This window comes from Streptomyces sp. NPDC028368, assembly GCF_055565615.1.
In genome coordinates this window covers 66,189-84,413 of the sequence record NZ_JBVHTY010000001.1, presented here as the reverse complement: position 1 = coordinate 84,413, position 18,225 = coordinate 66,189, and the positions used below count along the sequence as shown (strand labels likewise).

The following is an 18,225-nucleotide window of genomic DNA, read 5'->3' as shown; positions in this document are numbered from 1 at the left end:
GTTCGCGCTGGACAAGGCGGGCGGGAACCCGGTGGGATGGAAGGGTGCTGACGGATTCCGCGACCGATGTCTTCGAAGAACACCGCCCCGTGCTGCACGGCGTGGCCTACCGGATGCTCGGCCGGGTCGCCGACGCCGAGGACGTCGTGCAGGACGCATGGTTGCGCTGGTCGTCCGCCGACCGCGCCGAGGTGCGCGAACCGCGCGCCTTTCTGGTGCGTATCACCACCCGGCTGGCCATCGACCGCCTTCGCCAGGTGCAGTCCCGCCGCGAGTCGTACGTCGGCCCCTGGCTCCCCGAGCCCCTCGCCACCGACATCGGCGGCACCGCACCCGACACCGCCGAGCGGGCGGTGTTCACCGAGTCCGTCACCCTCGCCGTACTCGTCGTCATGGAGTCGCTCTCCCCTCTGGAGCGCGCCGTGTTCGTCCTGCGCGAGGCCTTCGGTTATCCGTACGCGGAGATCGCCGCCGCCCTGGACCGCAGCGAGGCCGCCGTGCGCCAACTGGCCGGGCGGGCCCGCCGGCACGTGGCGGAGGGCAAGCCGCGCTTCGAGGTCGATCCGGACCGTCAGCGCGATCTGACCGAGCGGTTCATGGCGGCCGCGGCCGGCGACGACCTGGCGGCCCTGCTGAAGCTGCTGGCGGCGGACGCGCGGCTGGTCGGGGACAGCGGGGGCAAGGCCAAGGCCCCGCTGCGGATCATCGAGTCCGCCGACAAGGTCGCCCGGTTCCTGTTCGGTGTGGCCAAGTCCCAGCCCCCCGGTACGGAGTTCACCTTCCTCGAACTCAACGGCGGGATGGCGCTGTTGGCGCATATCGGCGGCACGCCGGACACCGTCATCCAGCTCGACGTCGAGGCCGGCCGGATCCAGACGGTCTACATCGTGCGCAATCCCGACAAGCTGGTGTCGCTGGCGGCGAGTTGAGCGGCGGCCCGCAGGCCGAGCCGCGGACTTGACAGCACCGGCACGCCGTCCGCGAGACGGTCGGCCGCGGGCGCCATCGACGCCTGCGCCAGCACGATCACATCGGCGGCCGGCACCTCCCGTGCCGCGGCGGCCACCGCCGCCAGATGCCCCTCCGTATCGCCCGCCTCGAACCGCTCCCAGGCACCCGGCACGAGCACCGTGTGCACCCGCACCTCGCGCCCGGCCCGCTCGGCCTCCTGGGCGATCAGATCCTGGGTGGGAGCCAGCGTGCTCGCCACCGTGGCGAGCACCGCGATCCGCGGGCCCGCGGCCACCGCGGCCGCGGCCATCGGCCGGTCCACCCGCAGCACCGGCAGGCCGAGCGCGACACCGGCCGCCTCGGCCACCGAACCGAGCGTCGAGCACGTGCACAGCGCCGCCCGCGCCCCCTCGCGGAGCACCCCGGCGAGCGCCGCCGCGACCTCCTGCGCCACCGCGTCGGGCCCCTGCTTCCGTGCCCGGTCGAGGAGTTCGGGGCGTACGTGGTGCCGGAGCGCGAGGCCGGGGGCCTCCTCGTCGCGCAGTGCGTCGAAGACCGGGACATGGACGGGCGAGGTGTGCAGCAGGGCGAGCATGATCGTGAGGGTACCGGGGCGGCGCGGCGGACGGCGAGCGCGTCGGTCACGGCGCGAAACCGGACGCGGATTGGTCTTGACCAAGGTTTGGACCGGCCATATCGTCGGGATACTGCAACAACCTTTAATAAAGAAGCGCTCATCACCGGGCGCGCCGCAGTGCGGAGGACAGGGTGGGGACCACGCAGCTCGAAACGGCGCCGGAGCCGAAGTACTGGCACCTCAAGACCGTGCTCAGCGATGCGCTGGACTCGGAGTTCGCGGTCGGCGAGATCCTACCCAACGAGCGGGACCTGGCGGCGCGGTTCGGCGTCGCGCGGGCCACGCTCCGGCAGGCGCTCGAACAGCTCGAGCTGGAAGGCAGACTGCAGCGCCGCCGCGGCGTGGGCACCACCGTCGCACCGCCCCGTGTCGGCGTCGCCGTGGATCCCGCCCGGCACACCTGGCCCGGAGCCCCCGGCAGCCCCGGCGACGAATGGCAGCCGCTGGACGCCACCGAGACCGAGACGGTGCCCGCCACCGTCGCCCGCCTCCTGGAGACGGCCCCCGGCGACCGGGTCCACATCGTCCGCCGCAGCCGGGTCACGGACGGCCGGCCCGTCGCCGCCGAGCTGCTGTACGTGCCCTCGGCCGTCGTCCCCGGCTGCTCCACGGTGGCCGCGCTCAATGCCCCGGCCCGCGCCCGTGCCGTCCTGAACGCCTTGCAGGAACGCGAGCTGGAGGGCCAGGACCGCACCGTCGAGCTGGGCTCGGCGCGTGCGGAGGACGCCAAGCAGCTGGACCGGCTGCCCGGCGCGCCGGTGCTCGTCGTCACCACCCGCTACGTCTCCGGAGGCCGCACCACCGCCGTGGCCGTCTCGACGTACCGCGCAGATACCTGCCGCCTCACCTTCGGCGAGAGCGACGCGGTCGCGCTGCTGGCAGGCTGATCCGTTCCGCTTCACGGGCCCGCGCCGGGACTTCGGCGCGGGCCCGCGTGCGTCGGCCCTATCGGCGCCCGGTCACCGTGCCCTCCACCGCGAAGAGTTCGGCCTCGACATGGTCGAGCGCGAGCCGCAGCGCCCCGGTGGCGACGGCCGCCTCGCCCAGCGCCGACAGGGCGACCTCCGGCGGACGCAGGCAGTAACGCGCCAACTCCCCGCGCAGCGGCTCCAGTACGCCGGCCAGTCCGGCCGCCCAGCCGCCGATCACCACCAGCTCCGGGTCCAGCGCCAGCACCAGGGCCGCGACATCGTGCACCAGCCGCCGGATGAAGCGGTCCACCGCCTCCCGCGCCCGGACATCGCCGTCCCGGGCCAGCGCGAAGACCTCCGCGACCTGCGCCTCGTCCAGCGGATGCAGCGGCTTCCCGGTGGTCGACAGCAGCGTCTCCGGCGTCGCCTCCCGCCCCAGCAGATGCAGCGCGCCGATCTCCCCGGCGGCCCCGCCGAACCCCCGGTGCAGCCGCCCGCCGATCAGCGAACCGGCCCCCGGACTCAGCCCCGCCAGCACGAACACCACATCGTCGGACGCGGCCGCCGCACCCTTCCAGTGCTCGGCCACCGCCGCGGCGTTCGCATCGTTCTCGACCAGCACCGGGCAGCGGAAGGACCGCCGCAGCCGCTCGCCGAGCGGCAGGCCCGTCCAGCCGGGCAGCGCCGTCCCCAGCCGTACCGTGCCGTCCGCCTCCACGATTCCCGGGCTGCCCACGCCGACCGCCCGCAGCGAACTGCGCGGCACGCCGGCGCGGCGCAGCAGATCGGCCACGACCGTACGGACCCGCTCCAGCCGCTCGTCGGCCGCGGCGGTCTCCGCCACCGGGCGCTGTGCCGAGTCCAGCACCTGCCCGCCCAGGTCCGAGAGCTGGGCCGCGATACGGTGCGGGCCGATCTCGATGCCCAGCAGATGGCCCGCCTCCGTACGGAACCGGAACCGGCGGGCCGGGCGTCCCTGGCGGCGCGCCTCGCCCTCCTCGGCGGCCGCCTCGGCCACCAGCCCCGCTTCGATGAGCCCTTCCACCACGCCCTCGACCGTCGGCCGGGAGAGCCCCGTCACCTGGACGAGGTGGGTGAGCGTGGGGGAGTCCGCGGCGCGCAGGGCATACAGCACCACCGCGGAGTTGATCCGTCGCAGCAGGGAGGGGTCCCCACCCGTGAGCCGCCCCAACGTCAGTCTCCCTCGCGTCGCGTGTCTGGCGGATCGTAGCCGGTCAGCGGGTGTGCGGCGAGACCTGGGCGGTGGCGGGGCGGGCGGTGGTGCGGGCCACGGGAGGGGCGGCGGCCTTCGGGGGCGGTTGGCGAACGGTCAATTGTCAGACCCCGGCGGTTTACTGACGGTATGACGACTGGTGAGCAGGTGACGGTGATCGACGCATGGCGCCGACGGGCGTTCCCGGCCCGGCGGGAGCGGTCCGCGACGGGCGTCAGCGGGCCCGGGTTCCATGTGGTGCGGCTGTGGGAGAGCGGGCCGCTGTGGGATGCGGAGCCGGCGGACGCCGGGGAGATACGCGAGGAGTGCGCGGCCGGGCTGGCGGCGCTGACCGAGGTGCTGTCCTTACGGTGGGGCGGGCCCGGCGTCGTCGATCTCGCGGGGTCCCTGGAGCGGGTGGCGATGGGGCTGCCGGTCGGGCCGCCGCTGGATGTCCTGTGCGGGCTGGTGCCCCGGCTGCACACCTGGCGGGTCGAGGGCCGCTGGGTGGCGGTCGGGGCGGGGCAGGCCGGGCCGGAGCAGCCGTGCCAGGTGCTGGCGGCGATAGCCGAGGAGGGGGCGATGACCGAGGTGGGGGCGATAGGGGAGTGAACCCGCCGGGTCAGGCGTTGTCGCCGAAGGCCGCCGCGCGCAGCCGTCCGTACTCCTGCGCCATGGTCGCGAGCGTCCAATGGGCGTTCAGACCGCTGGGGTTGGGCAGCGCCCAGATGCGGGTGGTGCCCAGGGTGCGTTCCTGGGGGCCGATCGCGGCGTGCTTGTCGCCGAAGGCGACGCGGTAGGCGGTGACGCCCGCGACGGCGAGCCAGCGCGGCCGCAGCAGCGCCACCTTCTCGGCCAGCAGCCGTCCGCCCTCGCGGTACTCCTCCGCGGTCAGCTCGTCCGCCTTGGCGGTCGGCCGGGCCACGACATTGGTGATGCCGAGCCCGTGCGCGAGCAGTTCCTCCTGCTCGGCGGGCCGGAACTGCCGGGGCGTGAAACCGGACGCGTGCAGGACGGGCCAGAAACGGTTGCCGGGACGGGCGAAGTGGTGGCCGGTGGCGGCCGTCATCAGCCCGGGGTTGATACCGCAGAAGAGGACCCGCAGACCGCTCGCGGCCACGTCCGGGACGAGGCGATCGCGAGCGGCCTGCAGCTCTTCGGGGGTGAAGCGCACGTCGGCGGACCGGCTCAGAGGATGGAGCCCGGGGTGTACGCGGCGGCCTCGGGGTGCTGCTTGGCGATCTCCTCGATCCGGGCGACGACGGACGCCACCTGGTCGGCGGCCGCACCGGTGAAGGAGAGCTTGTCCGCCATCAGGGCGTCCAACTGCGCCTTGTCCAGCGGGATCCGGGAGTCCGCGGCCAGCTTGTCGAGCAGCTCGTTGCGCTCCGCGCCCTGCTCGCGCATCGCCAGCGCCGACGCGACCGCGTTCTCCTTGATCGCCTCGTGCGCCTCCTCGCGGCCCACCCCGGCCCGTACGGCACCCATCAGCACCTTCGTGGTGGCGAGGAACGGCAGGTAGCGGTCCAGCTCGCGGGCGACGACGGCGGGGAAGGCGCCGAACTCGTCGAGCACGGTCAGGAACGTCTCCAGCAGGCCGTCCAGCGCGAAGAACGAGTCGGGGAGGGCGACGCGACGGACCACGGAGCAGGACACATCGCCCTCGTTCCACTGGTCGCCGGAGAGCTCACCGGCCATCGAGGCATAGCCGCGCAGGATCACCATCAGGCCGTTGACGCGCTCGCAGGAGCGGGTGTTCATCTTGTGCGGCATCGCCGAGGAGCCGACCTGGCCGGGCTTGAAGCCCTCGGTGACCAGCTCGTGCCCGGCCATCAGCCGGATGGTCTTGGCGATGGACGAGGGGGCGGCGGCGAGCTGCACCAGCGCGGTGACCACGTCGTAGTCCAGCGAGCGCGGGTAGACCTGGCCGACGGAGGTGAAGGCCCGACCGAAGCCGAGGTGCGAGGCGATCCGCTGCTCCAGCTCGGCGAGCTTGGCGGCGTCGCCGCCGAGCAGGTCGAGCATGTCCTGGGCGGTGCCGACCGGGCCCTTGATGCCGCGCAGCGGGTAGCGGGACAGCAGCTCCTCCAGCCGCCCGTAGGCCACCAGCAGCTCGTCCGCCGCGGTCGCGAAGCGCTTGCCCAGCGTCGTGGCCTGCGCCGCGACATTGTGAGAGCGGCCCGCCATGACCAGCTCGGCGTGCTGGGAGGCCAGCGAGCCCAGGCGCGCCAGGACGGCGACCGTACGGTCCCGCATCAGCTCCAGCGACAGCCGCACCTGCAGCTGCTCGACGTTCTCCGTCAGGTCGCGGGAGGTCATGCCCTTGTGGACCTGCTCATGACCGGCGAGGGCGTTGAACTCCTCGATCCGGGCCTTGACGTCGTGCCGGGTGACCTTCTCGCGTTCGGAGATGGAGGCCAGGTCGACGTTCTCCAGGACCCGCTCGTAGTCGGCCAGCGCCTGCTCGGGGACCTCCACGCCGAGGTCCTTCTGCGCACGCAGTACGGCAAGCCACAGCTTCCGCTCCAGCTTCACCTTGTACTCGGGGGACCAGAGCACGGCCAGCTGCGCGGAGGCGTAGCGGCCGGCCAGAACATTGGGGATGCGAGGCTTAGCAGTCACATGGCCAGAGTCTACTGGCGGTTTACGCAGGCCAGCGCCCCGGCCTGGGCTGTGCGTTCCTCCAAGCCCGCGGAGCGAGCGCAATCCGCGGCGTCGGCCCTCGTAGGCCCGGCCTTCTGCCATGGCACACGGCTTGTCCCTGTCATGGCCCACTGCCTGTCATAGCTCACTGCCTGTCATAGCCCACTGCCATGATGACCGGCAGAGCCGACACGACAGGAGCATGACATGGTTGACCAGGTCGCACGGCGGATCGCCGAGGAGGTCGTCGCGAGTGCGCCTACGGGCTGGACGCGGGCGGTACTGGCTGCCACGGCGGGACCGGGCCGCGTCTCGGCGTCCGGCGTCTACGACGTCCCCGGCACGCTCCCGTGGCGCAACCCGGTACCGACACCCTTCGCGGAGCTGAGCAAGCTGGCGGAGGCGGTGCGGGAGGTCCGGGGCTGGGAGTCAACCACTCTGGAGATCGAGTGCCGGCCGTCGGGAGAGTACCGAGTCGTCGCGTTCACCGACGCGATCACCAGCCTGCGTGGGCAGGGCGGCGGATTTCAGGCCGTCCTTGATCCCGGCTACCGGCTGCCCCAGCCCGGTGGTGACCAGGAGCAGGGGACGGCTGCCCCGGAGGGCGATCCAGAGCTGGCGGCGGCCCGGTTCCACGCCTATACGGAGCGGCGCGCCGCGATCCTGGGGCGGCCCGAGCAACTGCCGCCGCCCGTGTCCGCCGCGGCGCTCGACGAGGCCGAACGCCGGATCGGGCGGCCGCTGCCCGCCGACCTGCGGGCGCTGTACTTGATCGCCAACGGCGACGGCATCGGCTACGAGCACCGCTGCCTGCTCGGAGGCAACGCCTGGCTGGCCCTGGACCGCCTGGTCGCCGTCCACGCCGACCAGCGCGAGCCGGCCTGGTACGGCTGGGACCTGGCCTGGGACGCGGTCGTCTTGGACACCGACCCGTCCGACACCGTCCGGCGCTGCGGAGGGCACCCGGGCTGGCTGCCCTTCGGCTCCGGCGAGGACGGCAACTACCTGGCGGTGGACCTGGCCCCGGCCCGGGACGGCCGCCCCGGCCAGGTCATCCGCATCGGCCGCGACTACGACGACGGCCCGGCCTACGTCGCCGACTCGATCACCTCGCTGCTCGGCCACCACCTGGAGCAGCTGGAGCGGGGAGCCTACGAGAAGGACGGTGACGACCTCGCCCTGCCGGCGCCCGCCCGCAGGCTCGGCCCCACCAGCATCATTGGCGAGATCCCCGACGAGATCCCGGCCGGCCTTCAGGCCCTCCACCTCAACGATGCCGAGAGCCCGGTCGGGCTGGCCCCCCTGGCCGCCGCCCCCCACCTGCGGCTCCTGCACCTCAACCGCTGCGCCACCGCCGACCTGACGCCGATCCGCACGCTGCCCGTCGAGTCCCTGCGCCTCACCCTGGACGGCGGCGACCTGACCTCGCTTGCCGGCCACCGCACCCTCACCTCCCTGAACCTGGGGACCACCGCCCCGATCGACCTCGCCCCGCTGCGTACCGTCCCGCACCTGCGCGGCCTGGACCTCTCCGGGGCCGACGTCCGCGACCTGACCGTCCTGGCCGACCTCCCCGACCTGCGCTACCTGGCCCTCACCGCACGGCAGTGGACCGTCCTGCTGGACGAGGGCAAGGCGCCGCCGACCCTCGCCGCCGCCCGCCTGGCCGACAACGACGCCGCACTCGACGAGGCCCTCACCTGGTCGGCCCGCCTCGGACTGAGCACCGGGGACGCGCTCCGCGCCACCGGAACCCTCGGATCTGACGGCGGGTGAGCCCCGGCATCTCGATGACCCGTACCGGCTCGAGGCCCTGGTGACCCCGAGGTCCAGCTCGGGCCGTAGCGCCAGCAGCCGGGCGCCCAGTGCCTGTGCCCGCTGCTCGTACCGCTGCTCGTACTGCTGCTCGTATCGCTGCTCTTCGGGGATGCCTTCAGTGGCCATGCCGTCGAAGAAGTGCCGGACCACCTGTACGTCGTGCCGGGACCGGTCGGCGAACCGGTGGCGGATCACCACCGCCTGCACGCTGGAGTTCACCAGCGCCGTGATCACCGCGTCCTCGAAACTGGGAGCCATGACGAGGTCGTAGACGAACTCGTCCTCATCGCGGCGCAGTTGGCGCAGTTCCTGGCGCAGCGTGTCCGCTTCGGCGTCATCGAGATCACCGACGACGAGGACTTCGAAGTACGGCTTTGCCGCGGGGGCGCCGGCCTGCGGTGCCTCGGCGGCTGCCCTCCTCGGGGCCGTCCTGAAGGGGTGGGGAACTGCGGTACGTATCGGTCCCCAGCGCCCGGTTCAGGTCATCCGCCAGCGAGCTCCAGGCATCGGCGCGCAGCTGGCCGACGCTGTTGTACACGCTGGCGGTCAGCGGGTCGGGGGTCGGGCTTGCCGCCTCGGCGGCTGTGTCACCCATCGGATTGGTTCCTTTCACACGGCGCGTGGGGCGAGGCGTTGGCCTGCCCGCCAGACGGCGGCGACCAACGGCACCCCGGGGCGGTAGGCAAGATGGACGTGGGAGGGGGCGTCCAGGACGACCAGGTCGGCACGCGCCCCGGGGGAGAGGCGGCCGACGTCGCCTCGGCGCAGTGCGAGCGCACCGCCGGCGGTCGCCGACCAGAGTGCCTCGTCGGGTGTCATGCCCATCTCCCGTACGGCCAGCGCGATGCAGAAAGCCAGGGAGCTGGTGAAGGAAGATCCCGGGTTGCAGTCCGTGGACAGGGCGACCGGGGCACCGGCATCGAGGAGACGACGCGCGTCGGGATAGGGCGCACGGGTGGAGAACTCCGCCCCGGGCAGCAGGGTGGCGACGGTGTGCCCCTGTGCGAGGGCGTCGATGTCGGCATCGGTGAGGTGGGTGCAGTGGTCGGCCGAGGCGGCCCCCAGCTCGACCGCCAGCTGAACACCGGGCCCGTACGACAGCTGATTGGCGTGAATCCTGGGCAGGAGCCCGTGCTCGGCCGCGGCCTCGAGGATGGCACGGGCCTGGTCACCGTCGAAGGCTCCGTTCTCGCAGAAGACATCCGCCCAGCGGGCGTACGGTGCGCAGGCGTCGAGCATCGGGCCGGTGACGAGGTCGACGTAGCCGGCCGGGTCGTCGGCGAACTCGCTCGGTACGACGTGCGCCCCCAGGAACGTGACCTCATCGGTGTGGGAGGCCGCGATGCTCAGGGCGCGGGCTTCCTGCTCGACCGTCAAGCCGTACCCGGACTTGGTCTCGATGGTGGTGGTGCCTTGCCGGAGCGCCTCGCGTACATGGCGGTCCACCATGGCGTGCAGTTCGTCGTCGGTGGCGGCGCGGGTGGCGTCGACGGTGGTGCGGATCCCGCCGGCGGTATAGGAACGGCCCGACATCCGGGCGTGGAACTCCGCCGTGCGGTCGCCGGCGAAGACCAGGTGGGAGTGCGAGTCGACGAAACCGGGAATCACCGCCCGGCCTTGTGCGTCGATTCGGCTGTCGGCCGCCGGTGCCTGGCCGGTGGGGCCGACCCAGGCGATGTCCGTACCGTCGATGAGGAGTGCCGCGTTGCGGATCAGGCCGAGGGCGCCGTCGCCACGGCAGGGGTCATTGGTCACCAGGGCGCCGATGTTCGTGAGGAGTGTTGTCCCCTTGTCCGGCCGGCCGGCGGTGCTGCGGTCCGGTGCGATGGCGTGATGGTGCTGTGTCATACGGGGAACTCCCGGGTGAGGGCGGTGGGTGGTCGCCGGGCTGCGGCTGTCCGGATCACGCGGCCCGGCGACCTGCTCGGTGGCCACGGGCGCGGAGGATTCGGCGGATGGGCCCTCTCCTCCGGCCCGTCGCGGGCTCCCGCGCCCCGGTCAGGCCTGGTGGGACGGTGCGCTCCTGGACGTCACGATGCGGTGGATCAGGCGGGCGCCGGCACGCGCCGTGCGGCTGTCGGCGTCGAGGTCCGGGTTGAGTTCGGCGACGTCGCACACGGCCGGCTTCCCGGCGGCCGCCACCGTGCCGCATACCCGCTCGATGATGTCCATCGGCACTCCGTAGGCGGCGGGGGCGCTGACGCCAGGAGCCACCGCGGCGGGGAGCACATCGAGATCGATGCTGAGATGCACGACATCACAGCTCGCGAGGAACTCGCCGAGGAACTCGTCCACGCGCGCCAGGCCGAGCAGACCGCACTCGGTATCGGGCAGATAGCGCACGCCGAGCTTGTCCGCGGTGTGGAACAGCCGCTGTGTGTTGCTCGGCTGACTCACGCCGAGCACCCAGTAGTTCGGCCGCCGCCCGCGTTGTTCCTCGCTCCGCGCCATCTGGAGGAACGGCGTGCCGGAGCTGGGCCGCGCATCGTCGCGCAGGTCGAAGTGGGCGTCGAGGTTCAGCACCCCGAGACGGCCCCCCGCGCGCAGCGCGCGGCTGCCGGCGAGCCCCAGATAGCTGCCGTAGGCCACCTCGTGGCCGCCGCCCAGCACCACCACCGGATGACCTCGGTCGACGAGGGAGGTGATCACCCGGCCCAGACGGCGCTGCCCGCCTTCCAGGTCGCCGTCGCCCACCTCCACATCACCGACGTCCAGCACCTGCACCGGCGACGGCAGTGCCATGGACGCGAGGGCACCGCGGAGCGCGCGAGGGCCGTCCGCCGCACCCTGGCGGCCTTTGTTCCGCCGGACTCCCTCATCGCTGCGGAAGCCGACGAGCGCGACATCGCCCGGCTCGGCGCGGTCGGCATCGAACCCGACCGCATGGTGCCAGCGCAGGTTGTCGGCCCCGGGCCCGTCGTCCCGGCCCGTCCAGGGCTCGGGCGCCACGTCCACGGCCGTCGCCACGGTGTTGTCCGTTCTCACTTCGCGTCGTCCTCCGCCATCGGGATGCGCACTCCGCGCTGCCGCGCCACGGAGGTGGCGTGTTCGTAGCCGGCGTCCACGTGGCGGATGACGCCCATGCCGGGGTCGTTGGTCAGCACGCGGGAGAGCTTCTGGGCGGCGAGTTCGGTGCCGTCGGCGATGCAGACCTGGCCGGCGTGGATCGAGCGGCCCATGCCGACGCCGCCACCGTGGTGGAGGGAGACCCAGGACGCGCCGGAGGCGGTGTTCACCAGCGCGTTGAGCAGCGGCCAGTCGGCGATGGCGTCGGACCCGTCGAGCATCGACTCGGTCTCGCGGTACGGCGAGGCGACGGAGCCGGAGTCCAGGTGGTCACGGCCGATGGCGAGGGGCGCGGACAGCTCGCCGGAGGCGACCATCTCGTTGAACCGCAGACCGGCGCGGTGGCGTTCGCCGTAGCCCAGCCAGCAGATGCGGGCGGGCAGGCCCTCGAACGCCACCCGCTCACCGGCCATCTTGATCCAGCGGTGGAGGTGTTCGTTGTCCGGGAACAGTTCCAGGATGGCCTTGTCCGTGGCCTCGATGTCCTTGGGGTCGCCGGACAGGGCAGCCCAGCGGAACGGGCCGAGGCCCTCCTCGAACAGCGGCCGGATGTGGGCCGGGACGAAGCCGGGGAAGTCGAAGGCGCGCTGGTAGCCGGCCTTGCGGGCCTCGTCGCGGATCGAGTTGCCGTAGTCGAAGACCTCGGCGCCCGCGTCGAGGAAGCCGACCATCGCCTCGACGTGCTGGGCCATGGACGCGCGGGAACGCTCGGTGAAGGCGGCCGGGTCCTTGCGGGCCAGCTCGTGCCATTCGTCCAGGCTCACGCCGACGGGGAGATACGCCAGCGGGTCGTGCGCCGAGGTCTGGTCGGTCACGATGTCGAGGGGCGCACCGATCTCCAGCAGCTTCGGGAACACCTCCGCGGCGTTGCCGACCAGGCCGATGGACAGCGGCTTACGGGCGTCCCTGGCTTCGAGGGCGAGCCGGAGCGCATCGTCCAGGTCGTCCGCGGCGACATCGAGGTAGCGGTGGGCGATACGGCGCTCGATACGGGTGGGGTCGCAGTCGACACAGATCGCGACACCGTCGCTCATCGTCACCGCCAGCGGCTGAGCGCCGCCCATGCCACCGAGGCCGGCGGTCAGGGTGATGGTGCCGGCCAGGGACCCGTTGAACTTCTTGCGGGCGACCGCGCCGAACGTCTCGTAGGTGCCCTGCAGGATGCCCTGACTGCCGATGTAGATCCACGAACCGGCGGTCATCTGGCCGTACATCGTCAGGCCGAGCTGCTCCAGGCGCCGGAACTCCTCCCAGTTCGCCCAGTCACCGACGAGGTTGGAATTGGCGAGGAGCACCCGTGGTGCCCACTCGTGGGTGCGCATGACGCCGACCGGCTTGCCGGACTGTACGAGCAGCGTCTCGTCGTTCTTCAGCGTCTTGAGGGTGCGGACGATGGCGTCGTACGCGGCCCAGTTGCGGGCGGCCTTGCCGGTGCCGCCGTAGACGACCAGGTCCTCTGGATGCTCGGCGACCTCGGGGTCGAGATTGTTCATGAACATCCGCAGGGCGCCCTCCTGCTGCCAGCCCAGACAGTTCAGTTCGGAGCTACGGGGAGCGCGGATGCGGCGGGCATCGGGGGAAACGCTGGTCATGCTGCCTCCTGACAGGGGTCCGGTCTGTTCCGCGCCCCATGACAGGCGACGGGACGGGCGGGAAGAAGCGGCACCCGTCCGATTTCTCGGATCCGAGAACCGATTCGTCCGCCCCGTCAGTCACTCCCGGGCCGTCCCGAGGGGGCGTGGCCGGACACCGCGGCAGTCAGGCGTGCCGCACCGTGCTGCAGGACGTCACGCACATGCTCCGGGTCGTGCCGGCTGTAGTGCCGGTGCCAGGTGCTGCTGAGCGCGGCCACCGGCCGTTCGTTGTGGTCGAAAGCCGCCACGCCCATCGAGCGGAACCCCTCGGAGACCAGCTCCACCTCTTCCGACCAGCCGCGATCACGATCCCGTGCCAGCAGGCCCAGCAGCTCGGAGAGCGAGCGCGGGCCTTTGCCGGTGCGCGTGATGAGGCTGCCCGGCCGGGGGAAGAGCGCCCGGACCTGGGGCTCGGGGGAGTGGGCCAGGATGGCGCGGCCGTTCGCCGTCAGATGAGCCGGCAGCCGGACACCGATGTCGGTGACGAGGGCCGCGTCGACTTCGCCGGACCGGCCCGTGGCGGGGCGCTCCTTGAGCAGGTAGACCGTCTCCGCGCCGTAGAGGATGCCCAGGTGAACGGTCTGGCCGAGCCGGTTCGACAGGTCACGCAGGATGGGGCGCGCGAGTCGTTCCAGGGGTTCGTGCCGCAGATAGGCGGAGCCGATCTCGAAGGATGCGAGGCCAAGGCCGTACGCCTGCTCTTTGGGGACGTAGGTGACGAAGCCGCGATCCACCAGGACCGACAGGATGTGGTAAGCGGACGATCGCGGGATGCCGAGGTCGCGGGCCAGCGCCGCGGTCTGCACAAGACCTGGACGGCCGGCGAGGTACAGCAAGATGTCCAGGGCGCGCCCCACGGCCGGTGAGGTGCTCGATCCTGTCGCGCGTTCACTCACGGACTCACCTCTTGTCGGCACATATACCACTGAAATACATGCGGCCCCCGGCAGGCCGGTTGAGGCGCAACTGAATGGGAACTTTCATTCAACCTATTGTTTGACGGATTGAATTCATACATGCTGTCGCCCACCGACCCCCACCCCCCTCACTCAACAGAGCCGGGAGGCACGCATGTCAACGGACACGGCGGCGGCAGAGGACCGCACAGCAGGGGCTCCCCCGGGGGCCGCCCCGAAGGAACCGCTCACCGGCTTCCACCTCCGGGTAACGGCCACCACCTTCGGGGCGAACTTCTCCGACGGCTACGCCCTCGGGATCATCGGCGCCGTCCTGCCCGTGCTCGGCACGACGATGCAGCTGTCCGGAGCGTGGCAGGGACTGCTCGGCGCCTCCGCGCTGATCGGGCTGTTCTTCGGCAGCATCCTGCTCGGGCGGGTGGCGGACGTCATCGGGCGTCAGAAGCTGTACCTCTACAACTTCGTGCTGATCGCGATCGCCTCCGCCGCCCAGTTCTGGGCGCACAGCCCGCTGGTCCTCTTCCTGCTCCGGCTGGTCATCGGCTTCGGCCTGGGTGCGGACTACGCCGTCGGCCCGACCTTGCTCTCCGAGTTCGCCCCGCGGCGGCTGCGCGGCGTTCTGCTGGGCTCGCTCACCGTCCTGTGGACCGTCGGCTACGTACTGGCCAACGTCCTGGGCACCTACATCCCGATCACCGACACCGCCGCGCACTGGCTGCTGGCCAGCGGCGCGCTGCCCGCCCTCATGGTGCTGCTGCTGCGGATCGGCATCCCGGAGTCCCCGAGCTGGCTGGCCACGCGCGGCCGCGCCGCCGAGGCCGCTCAGATCCGCCGCAAGTACCTCGGCCAGTCCGCGGCCACCGCCGAGACCGCGCAGGCCGCGGCCGCCGAACAACCGCCCGCCGCCCGCTACCGCGAACTCTTCGCCCGCGGCCAGGCGGCCAAGACCTGGTTCGGCGTCATCTTCTACAGCGCCCAGGTCCTTCCCTACTTCGCGATCTACACGTTCATGTCGCAGATCCTGAGCACCATGCACATCTCCGACGCCGACAACCAGAACCTGGTGCTCAACGTCGCCCTGCTGCTCGGCGGGGTCATCGGGCTGTGGCCCGTGCAGCGGATGGGCCGCCGCCCGTTCACCATCGGAACCTTCGCGATCCTCACCGTCTGCCTGGCGGCGATGGCCGTCCTCAACGGCGCCTCCGGCTGGGCGCTGATGGTCCCCTTCCTCATCTACACGTTCGTGATGGCCGGGGCCTCCAACATCACCCAGGTCTACCCGGCCGAACTGTTCCCCACCGCGCTGCGCGGCACCGGAGTCGGCTTCCTCAACGGCACCAGCCGCGTCACCTCGGCCGTGGGCACCTTCGTCCTGCCGGTCAGCCTGACCCAGCTCGGCGTGGGCTGGTCCATGGGCGGGATGGCGCTGGTGCTGCTGCTCGGCACGATCGTCAGCCTGGTCTGGGCACCGGAGACCCGCAACACCCTCACCGCCGAAGACTGGCACCACTGATGGCAACCATGCACCTCACCCTCGACGGGCACGCGCTCAGCGCCGCCCAGGTCTCCTCCCTCGCCCGAGGCCAGGCCCGGCCCCTGCTCGACGGCAAGGCCCGCGAACGGGTCCGGGAGGCCCGCAAGACCGCCGAGCGGATCACCGCACGCCGCAGGGTCTACGGCTACACCACCGGTGTGGGCGCCAACCGGACGGCGAGCGTGCCGGACTCCGCGATGGACGTCTTCGGGATGCGGCTGCTGCGCAGCCACAGCGGCGGTGTCGGCCCGGTGGTGCCGGACGAACAGACCCGCGCGATGCTCACCGTACGGCTGAACCAACTGCTGTGCGGCGGCGCGGCGATCGACGTCGCCGTGCTGGACCGCATCGCCGAGGCGCTCACCCACGGCCACCTGCCCACCGTGCACGCCCTGGGCGCGATCGGGACCGGGGACCTCTCCGCACTCGGCGAGCTCGGCCTCACTCTGGCCGGCGAACTGCCCTGGCGGGGCGGTTCCGGACCCGCCCCCATGCCGCTGACACTGACCCGCTGGGACGCACTGCCACTGATGTCCAGTGGCGCGCTGACCATCGGTCAGTCCGCGCTCGCCGCCACCGATCTGGGGCACCTGCTGGACCGGGTGCCGCTGGTTGCCGCGCTGACCCTGACGGCGCTGCGCGGTTCCACCGAGCCGTACGCCCAGCATGTGCACGACGTCCGTCCGCACGCCGGAGCGCAACTGCTCGCGGCGCGGATGCGCGAGCTGCTGGCCCCCGCGGACTGGGACTCGCCGCTGGTGCAGGACCCCTTCGGCCTGCGCTGCCTCCCTCAGGTGCACGGCACGGCGCTGGACGCCTGGTCCGCGCTGGACCAGGTGCTCTCCGTGGAAATCAACGCCGCCGTGGAGAACCCGCTGCTCAACGCCGACGCGGAGGACTACCACCACCACGGCGGCTTCCACCTGGCCCGGCTCGGGCTGGCCCTCGACCAGCTCCGGCTGGGACTCCTGGGCACCGCGGAACTCTCGACCACCCGGCTCGGCATCCTGGTGGAACCGGCCTTCACCGGACTGCCGCCCTTCCTTGCCGAGGGCGAGGACGGCAGCAGCGGCATCATGATCACCGAGTACGCGGCGCAGTCCGCCCTGGCCGAACTGCGCGGCGCGGCACAGCCGGTGACGCTCGGCCACGCGGTGATATCGCGTGGGGTGGAGGAGCATGCGAGCTTCGCTTCCACCGGCGCCCGGCGGCTGCTGGAGTCGGTGGAGCACTTCCGGCTCGTCCTGGCCTGTGAACTGGTCGCGGCGGTCCGCGCGTTGCGGATGCGCGGCCTCGTCCCGGCGGGCGACGGCGAACTGCGTGACTTCCACGATCGCGCGGCGCGGGCGCTGGACCCGTCCCTCGCCGACCGTAACCTCACCGCGGACATCGAGGCCGCGGCCGCACTGCTGGCCGCCGTCTGACACCCGCGCGGGCGGTCGAGGCTCGCGACGCGCGACGCGCGGCGCCCCCAGTGACCCCGGCTCCGCTCGGGGCGGCCCCGTCCGGGGCAGCCGGCCAGGGGCTCCGGGTTACGCCCCCACTCGTCCCCAGTCCGGCACAGGGCCGGGGTTCGAGTGGTCCGCAGGGGTGACCCAGAAGGGTTTGCCCAGATCGGGGCTGACATGGGCGCCCGCCCGGCCGTCGCCCGACGACCGGCCGGTGAGCCGACGGCCTATCCACGGCACCAGATGCTCGCGTGCGAACCGCAGATCCGCGGCCCGCCGCGCGCCCCAGCCCGGTGGCGCAGCGGCCGGCAGCGGCGCGTCCCAGTCCGACTCGGCGGCCAGGCCGAGCGCCTGCCAGACGGCCTCGGTAACCCGGCGGTGTCCCTCGGCGTTGAGGTGCAGCCGGTCGTCGGCCCACAGCCGCGGATCGGACAGCGCCCGGGACGCGTACAGATCCACGACCACCGCGCCGTGCCGCGCCGCCACCTCGTCGATGTGCGCGAACAGCTGCTCCATCCGCGGCCGGAACCGCTCCAGCACCGGCCCCTGCCGGCCAGGACTGCGCATCAGCACCAGCTGCCCGCCGCCCTTCGCGAGCCGCCCGGCGGCGTCCGACAGCCGCGCGCACACCTGGTCCACGTCGCACTTGGGCCGCAGGACGTCATTGAGGCCGCCGACCAGCGTCACCAGATCCGCGCCCATCGCGGCCGCGGGGCCGCACTGTTCGTCGACGATCTGGCCGATGAGCTTGCCGCGCACCGCGAGATTGGCATACCGGAAGCCGGGTGAGACGGCAGCGAGACGGGCGGCGAGCAGATCGGCCCAGCCTCGGTACGAGCCGTCGGGCAGCCCGTCCGACATTCCCTCGGTGAAGCTGTCGCCGACCGCGACGAAACGGGTGTAGTGGGCATTCATCTCCATGGCGCGGGTGATCCTATCCTGCCCGTTCGCTGCGCTTTGCCTGGGCCCCACGTTGTCGGCCGTCCCGCCGTGGGGGTTCTTCGCCGTGACGCCTGCGGCCCCTCCGCTGCGCTTTGCCGGGGCCCGACGTTGTCGGCCGTCCCGCCGTGGTGGAGTTTCGCCGTTGCGCCTGCGGCGGGCGGTGTCCGCTGCGCGGGGCTGTTCGGCTGCGGGACCGGCCCTACACGGCTCCGCCGCTACGGCCCGCCCCCTCCCCGTTGAGGGTGGGAGAAGAACGGCCGGTGGGGGCGAATGTCAGTGGTCGGGTGCACCACGTGGATCACAGGCTGCACCCGACCACGAAACGCTCGCCCCCACCGGCCCGGTTTTCCACCCACCCGTGGGAGGGGCCGCGCCGCAGGACGGAGTCCGGAGGCGTGGCACCGCACCCGACAAAACCACGCCCGCCGCAGGCGCAACGGCGAACAACCACCACGGCGGGAAAGCCAACAACGTGGGAGGCCCGCCAAGCGCAGCGGAGGGGCCGCAGGCG

Annotated in this window: 16 protein-coding genes; 6 read left to right on the top strand and 10 right to left on the bottom strand. The window is 72.3% G+C overall.

All coding sequences use genetic code 11. From position 1 onward, the window contains the following. Positions 1-44 precede the first annotated feature (44 nt). Entirely contained in the window at positions 45-929 is an 885-nt protein-coding gene (locus ACZ4S3_RS00430; protein WP_467924028.1) for an RNA polymerase sigma-70 factor, read from the top strand. On the opposite strand, the gene ACZ4S3_RS00425 is transcribed toward ACZ4S3_RS00430, so the two are convergent. Continuing rightward, positions 881-1,546, bottom strand: coding sequence for an aspartate/glutamate racemase family protein (locus ACZ4S3_RS00425; protein ID WP_467924026.1), 666 nt, complete (start codon positions 1,544-1,546; stop codon positions 881-883). The genes ACZ4S3_RS00430 and ACZ4S3_RS00425 overlap by 49 nt on opposite strands. 173 nt (positions 1,547-1,719) lie before the next feature. Between ACZ4S3_RS00425 and ACZ4S3_RS00420 the strand changes: the two genes are divergently transcribed. After that, a complete protein-coding gene (locus ACZ4S3_RS00420) occupies positions 1,720-2,475 on the top strand; it encodes a GntR family transcriptional regulator (RefSeq protein ID WP_467924024.1) in 756 nt (251 codons plus the stop codon). A gap of 58 nt (positions 2,476-2,533) precedes the next feature. Here the strand turns inward: ACZ4S3_RS00420 and ACZ4S3_RS00415 are convergent, their stop codons facing one another. Further along, complete coding sequence (locus ACZ4S3_RS00415) at positions 2,534-3,691, bottom strand: ROK family protein (RefSeq protein WP_467924022.1); 1,158 nt, start codon at positions 3,689-3,691, stop codon at positions 2,534-2,536. A gap of 171 nt (positions 3,692-3,862) precedes the next feature. Here ACZ4S3_RS00415 and ACZ4S3_RS00410 point away from each other — a divergent pair, with 171 nt between their 5' ends. Continuing rightward, positions 3,863-4,324, top strand: a complete 462-nt coding sequence (locus ACZ4S3_RS00410; RefSeq protein WP_467924020.1) for a hypothetical protein — start codon at positions 3,863-3,865, stop codon at positions 4,322-4,324. Between the two features lie 10 nt (positions 4,325-4,334). Here the strand turns inward: ACZ4S3_RS00410 and mug are convergent, their stop codons facing one another. Continuing rightward, a complete protein-coding gene (gene mug, locus ACZ4S3_RS00405) occupies positions 4,335-4,886 on the bottom strand; it encodes a G/U mismatch-specific DNA glycosylase (RefSeq protein WP_467924018.1) in 552 nt (183 codons plus the stop codon). Between the two features lie 14 nt (positions 4,887-4,900). Continuing rightward, positions 4,901-6,334 carry an adenylosuccinate lyase gene (purB, locus tag ACZ4S3_RS00400; protein ID WP_467924016.1) on the bottom strand — a complete coding sequence of 478 codons (1,434 nt, stop codon included), beginning with the start codon at positions 6,332-6,334 and terminating at the stop codon, positions 4,901-4,903. 228 nt (positions 6,335-6,562) lie between these two features. On the opposite strand from purB, the gene ACZ4S3_RS00395 reads away from it, so the two are divergent. Beyond that, on the top strand, positions 6,563-8,131 hold the full coding sequence (locus ACZ4S3_RS00395) for an SMI1/KNR4 family protein (RefSeq protein WP_467924014.1): 1,569 nt from the start codon (positions 6,563-6,565) through the stop codon (positions 8,129-8,131). Between the two features lie 385 nt (positions 8,132-8,516). On the opposite strand, the gene ACZ4S3_RS00390 is transcribed toward ACZ4S3_RS00395, so the two are convergent. The 5 genes from ACZ4S3_RS00390 to ACZ4S3_RS00370 form a co-directional block, all read right to left on the bottom strand. Beyond that, positions 8,517-8,768: a hypothetical protein gene (locus ACZ4S3_RS00390; protein ID WP_467924012.1), complete on the bottom strand. Its 252-nt coding sequence runs from the start codon at positions 8,766-8,768 to the stop codon at positions 8,517-8,519. 14 nt (positions 8,769-8,782) lie between these two features. Then, positions 8,783-10,021: an imidazolonepropionase gene (gene hutI, locus ACZ4S3_RS00385; RefSeq protein ID WP_467924010.1), complete on the bottom strand. Its 1,239-nt coding sequence runs from the start codon at positions 10,019-10,021 to the stop codon at positions 8,783-8,785. A gap of 150 nt (positions 10,022-10,171) precedes the next feature. Next, positions 10,172-11,158 (bottom strand): formimidoylglutamase, encoded by a 987-nt coding sequence (gene hutG / locus ACZ4S3_RS00380; RefSeq protein ID WP_467924008.1) that lies wholly within the window; start codon positions 11,156-11,158, stop codon positions 10,172-10,174. Continuing rightward, positions 11,155-12,831: a urocanate hydratase gene (hutU, locus tag ACZ4S3_RS00375; RefSeq protein ID WP_467924006.1), complete on the bottom strand. Its 1,677-nt coding sequence runs from the start codon at positions 12,829-12,831 to the stop codon at positions 11,155-11,157. Before hutU ends, hutG begins: the two co-directional genes overlap by 4 nt. 116 nt (positions 12,832-12,947) lie before the next feature. Then, positions 12,948-13,769: an IclR family transcriptional regulator gene (locus tag ACZ4S3_RS00370; RefSeq protein WP_467924004.1), complete on the bottom strand. Its 822-nt coding sequence runs from the start codon at positions 13,767-13,769 to the stop codon at positions 12,948-12,950. Between the two features lie 175 nt (positions 13,770-13,944). On the opposite strand from ACZ4S3_RS00370, the gene ACZ4S3_RS00365 reads away from it, so the two are divergent. Next, positions 13,945-15,303 carry an MFS transporter gene (locus ACZ4S3_RS00365; protein WP_467924002.1) on the top strand — a complete coding sequence of 453 codons (1,359 nt, stop codon included), beginning with the start codon at positions 13,945-13,947 and terminating at the stop codon, positions 15,301-15,303. Beyond that, positions 15,303-16,748, top strand: a complete 1,446-nt coding sequence (locus tag ACZ4S3_RS00360; RefSeq protein WP_467924000.1) for an aromatic amino acid ammonia-lyase — start codon at positions 15,303-15,305, stop codon at positions 16,746-16,748. Before ACZ4S3_RS00365 ends, ACZ4S3_RS00360 begins: the two co-directional genes overlap by 1 nt. 108 nt (positions 16,749-16,856) lie before the next feature. Here ACZ4S3_RS00360 and ACZ4S3_RS00355 read toward each other — a convergent pair whose 3' ends face one another. Further along, complete coding sequence (locus ACZ4S3_RS00355; protein WP_467923998.1) at positions 16,857-17,693, bottom strand: SGNH/GDSL hydrolase family protein; 837 nt, start codon at positions 17,691-17,693, stop codon at positions 16,857-16,859. Between the last annotated feature and the right edge of the window lie 532 nt (positions 17,694-18,225).

Bases quoted from the DNA above. Each gene is read 5' to 3' on its own strand.
- ACZ4S3_RS00425 (WP_467924026.1), bottom strand. From the start codon at position 1,546: ATGCTCGCCCTGCTGCACACCTCGCCCGTCCATGTCCCGGTCTTCGAC.
- ACZ4S3_RS00410 (WP_467924020.1), top strand. From the start codon at position 3,863: ATGACGACTGGTGAGCAGGTGACGGTGATCGACGCATGGCGCCGACGG.
- ACZ4S3_RS00395 (WP_467924014.1), top strand. From the start codon at position 6,563: ATGGTTGACCAGGTCGCACGGCGGATCGCCGAGGAGGTCGTCGCGAGT.
- ACZ4S3_RS00390 (WP_467924012.1), bottom strand. From the start codon at position 8,768: ATGGGTGACACAGCCGCCGAGGCGGCAAGCCCGACCCCCGACCCGCTG.
- hutI (WP_467924010.1), bottom strand. From the start codon at position 10,021: ATGACACAGCACCATCACGCCATCGCACCGGACCGCAGCACCGCCGGC.
- hutU (WP_467924006.1), bottom strand. From the start codon at position 12,831: ATGACCAGCGTTTCCCCCGATGCCCGCCGCATCCGCGCTCCCCGTAGC.
- ACZ4S3_RS00365 (WP_467924002.1), top strand. From the start codon at position 13,945: ATGTCAACGGACACGGCGGCGGCAGAGGACCGCACAGCAGGGGCTCCC.
- ACZ4S3_RS00360 (WP_467924000.1), top strand. From the start codon at position 15,303: ATGGCAACCATGCACCTCACCCTCGACGGGCACGCGCTCAGCGCCGCC.
- ACZ4S3_RS00355 (WP_467923998.1), bottom strand. From the start codon at position 17,693: ATGGAGATGAATGCCCACTACACCCGTTTCGTCGCGGTCGGCGACAGC.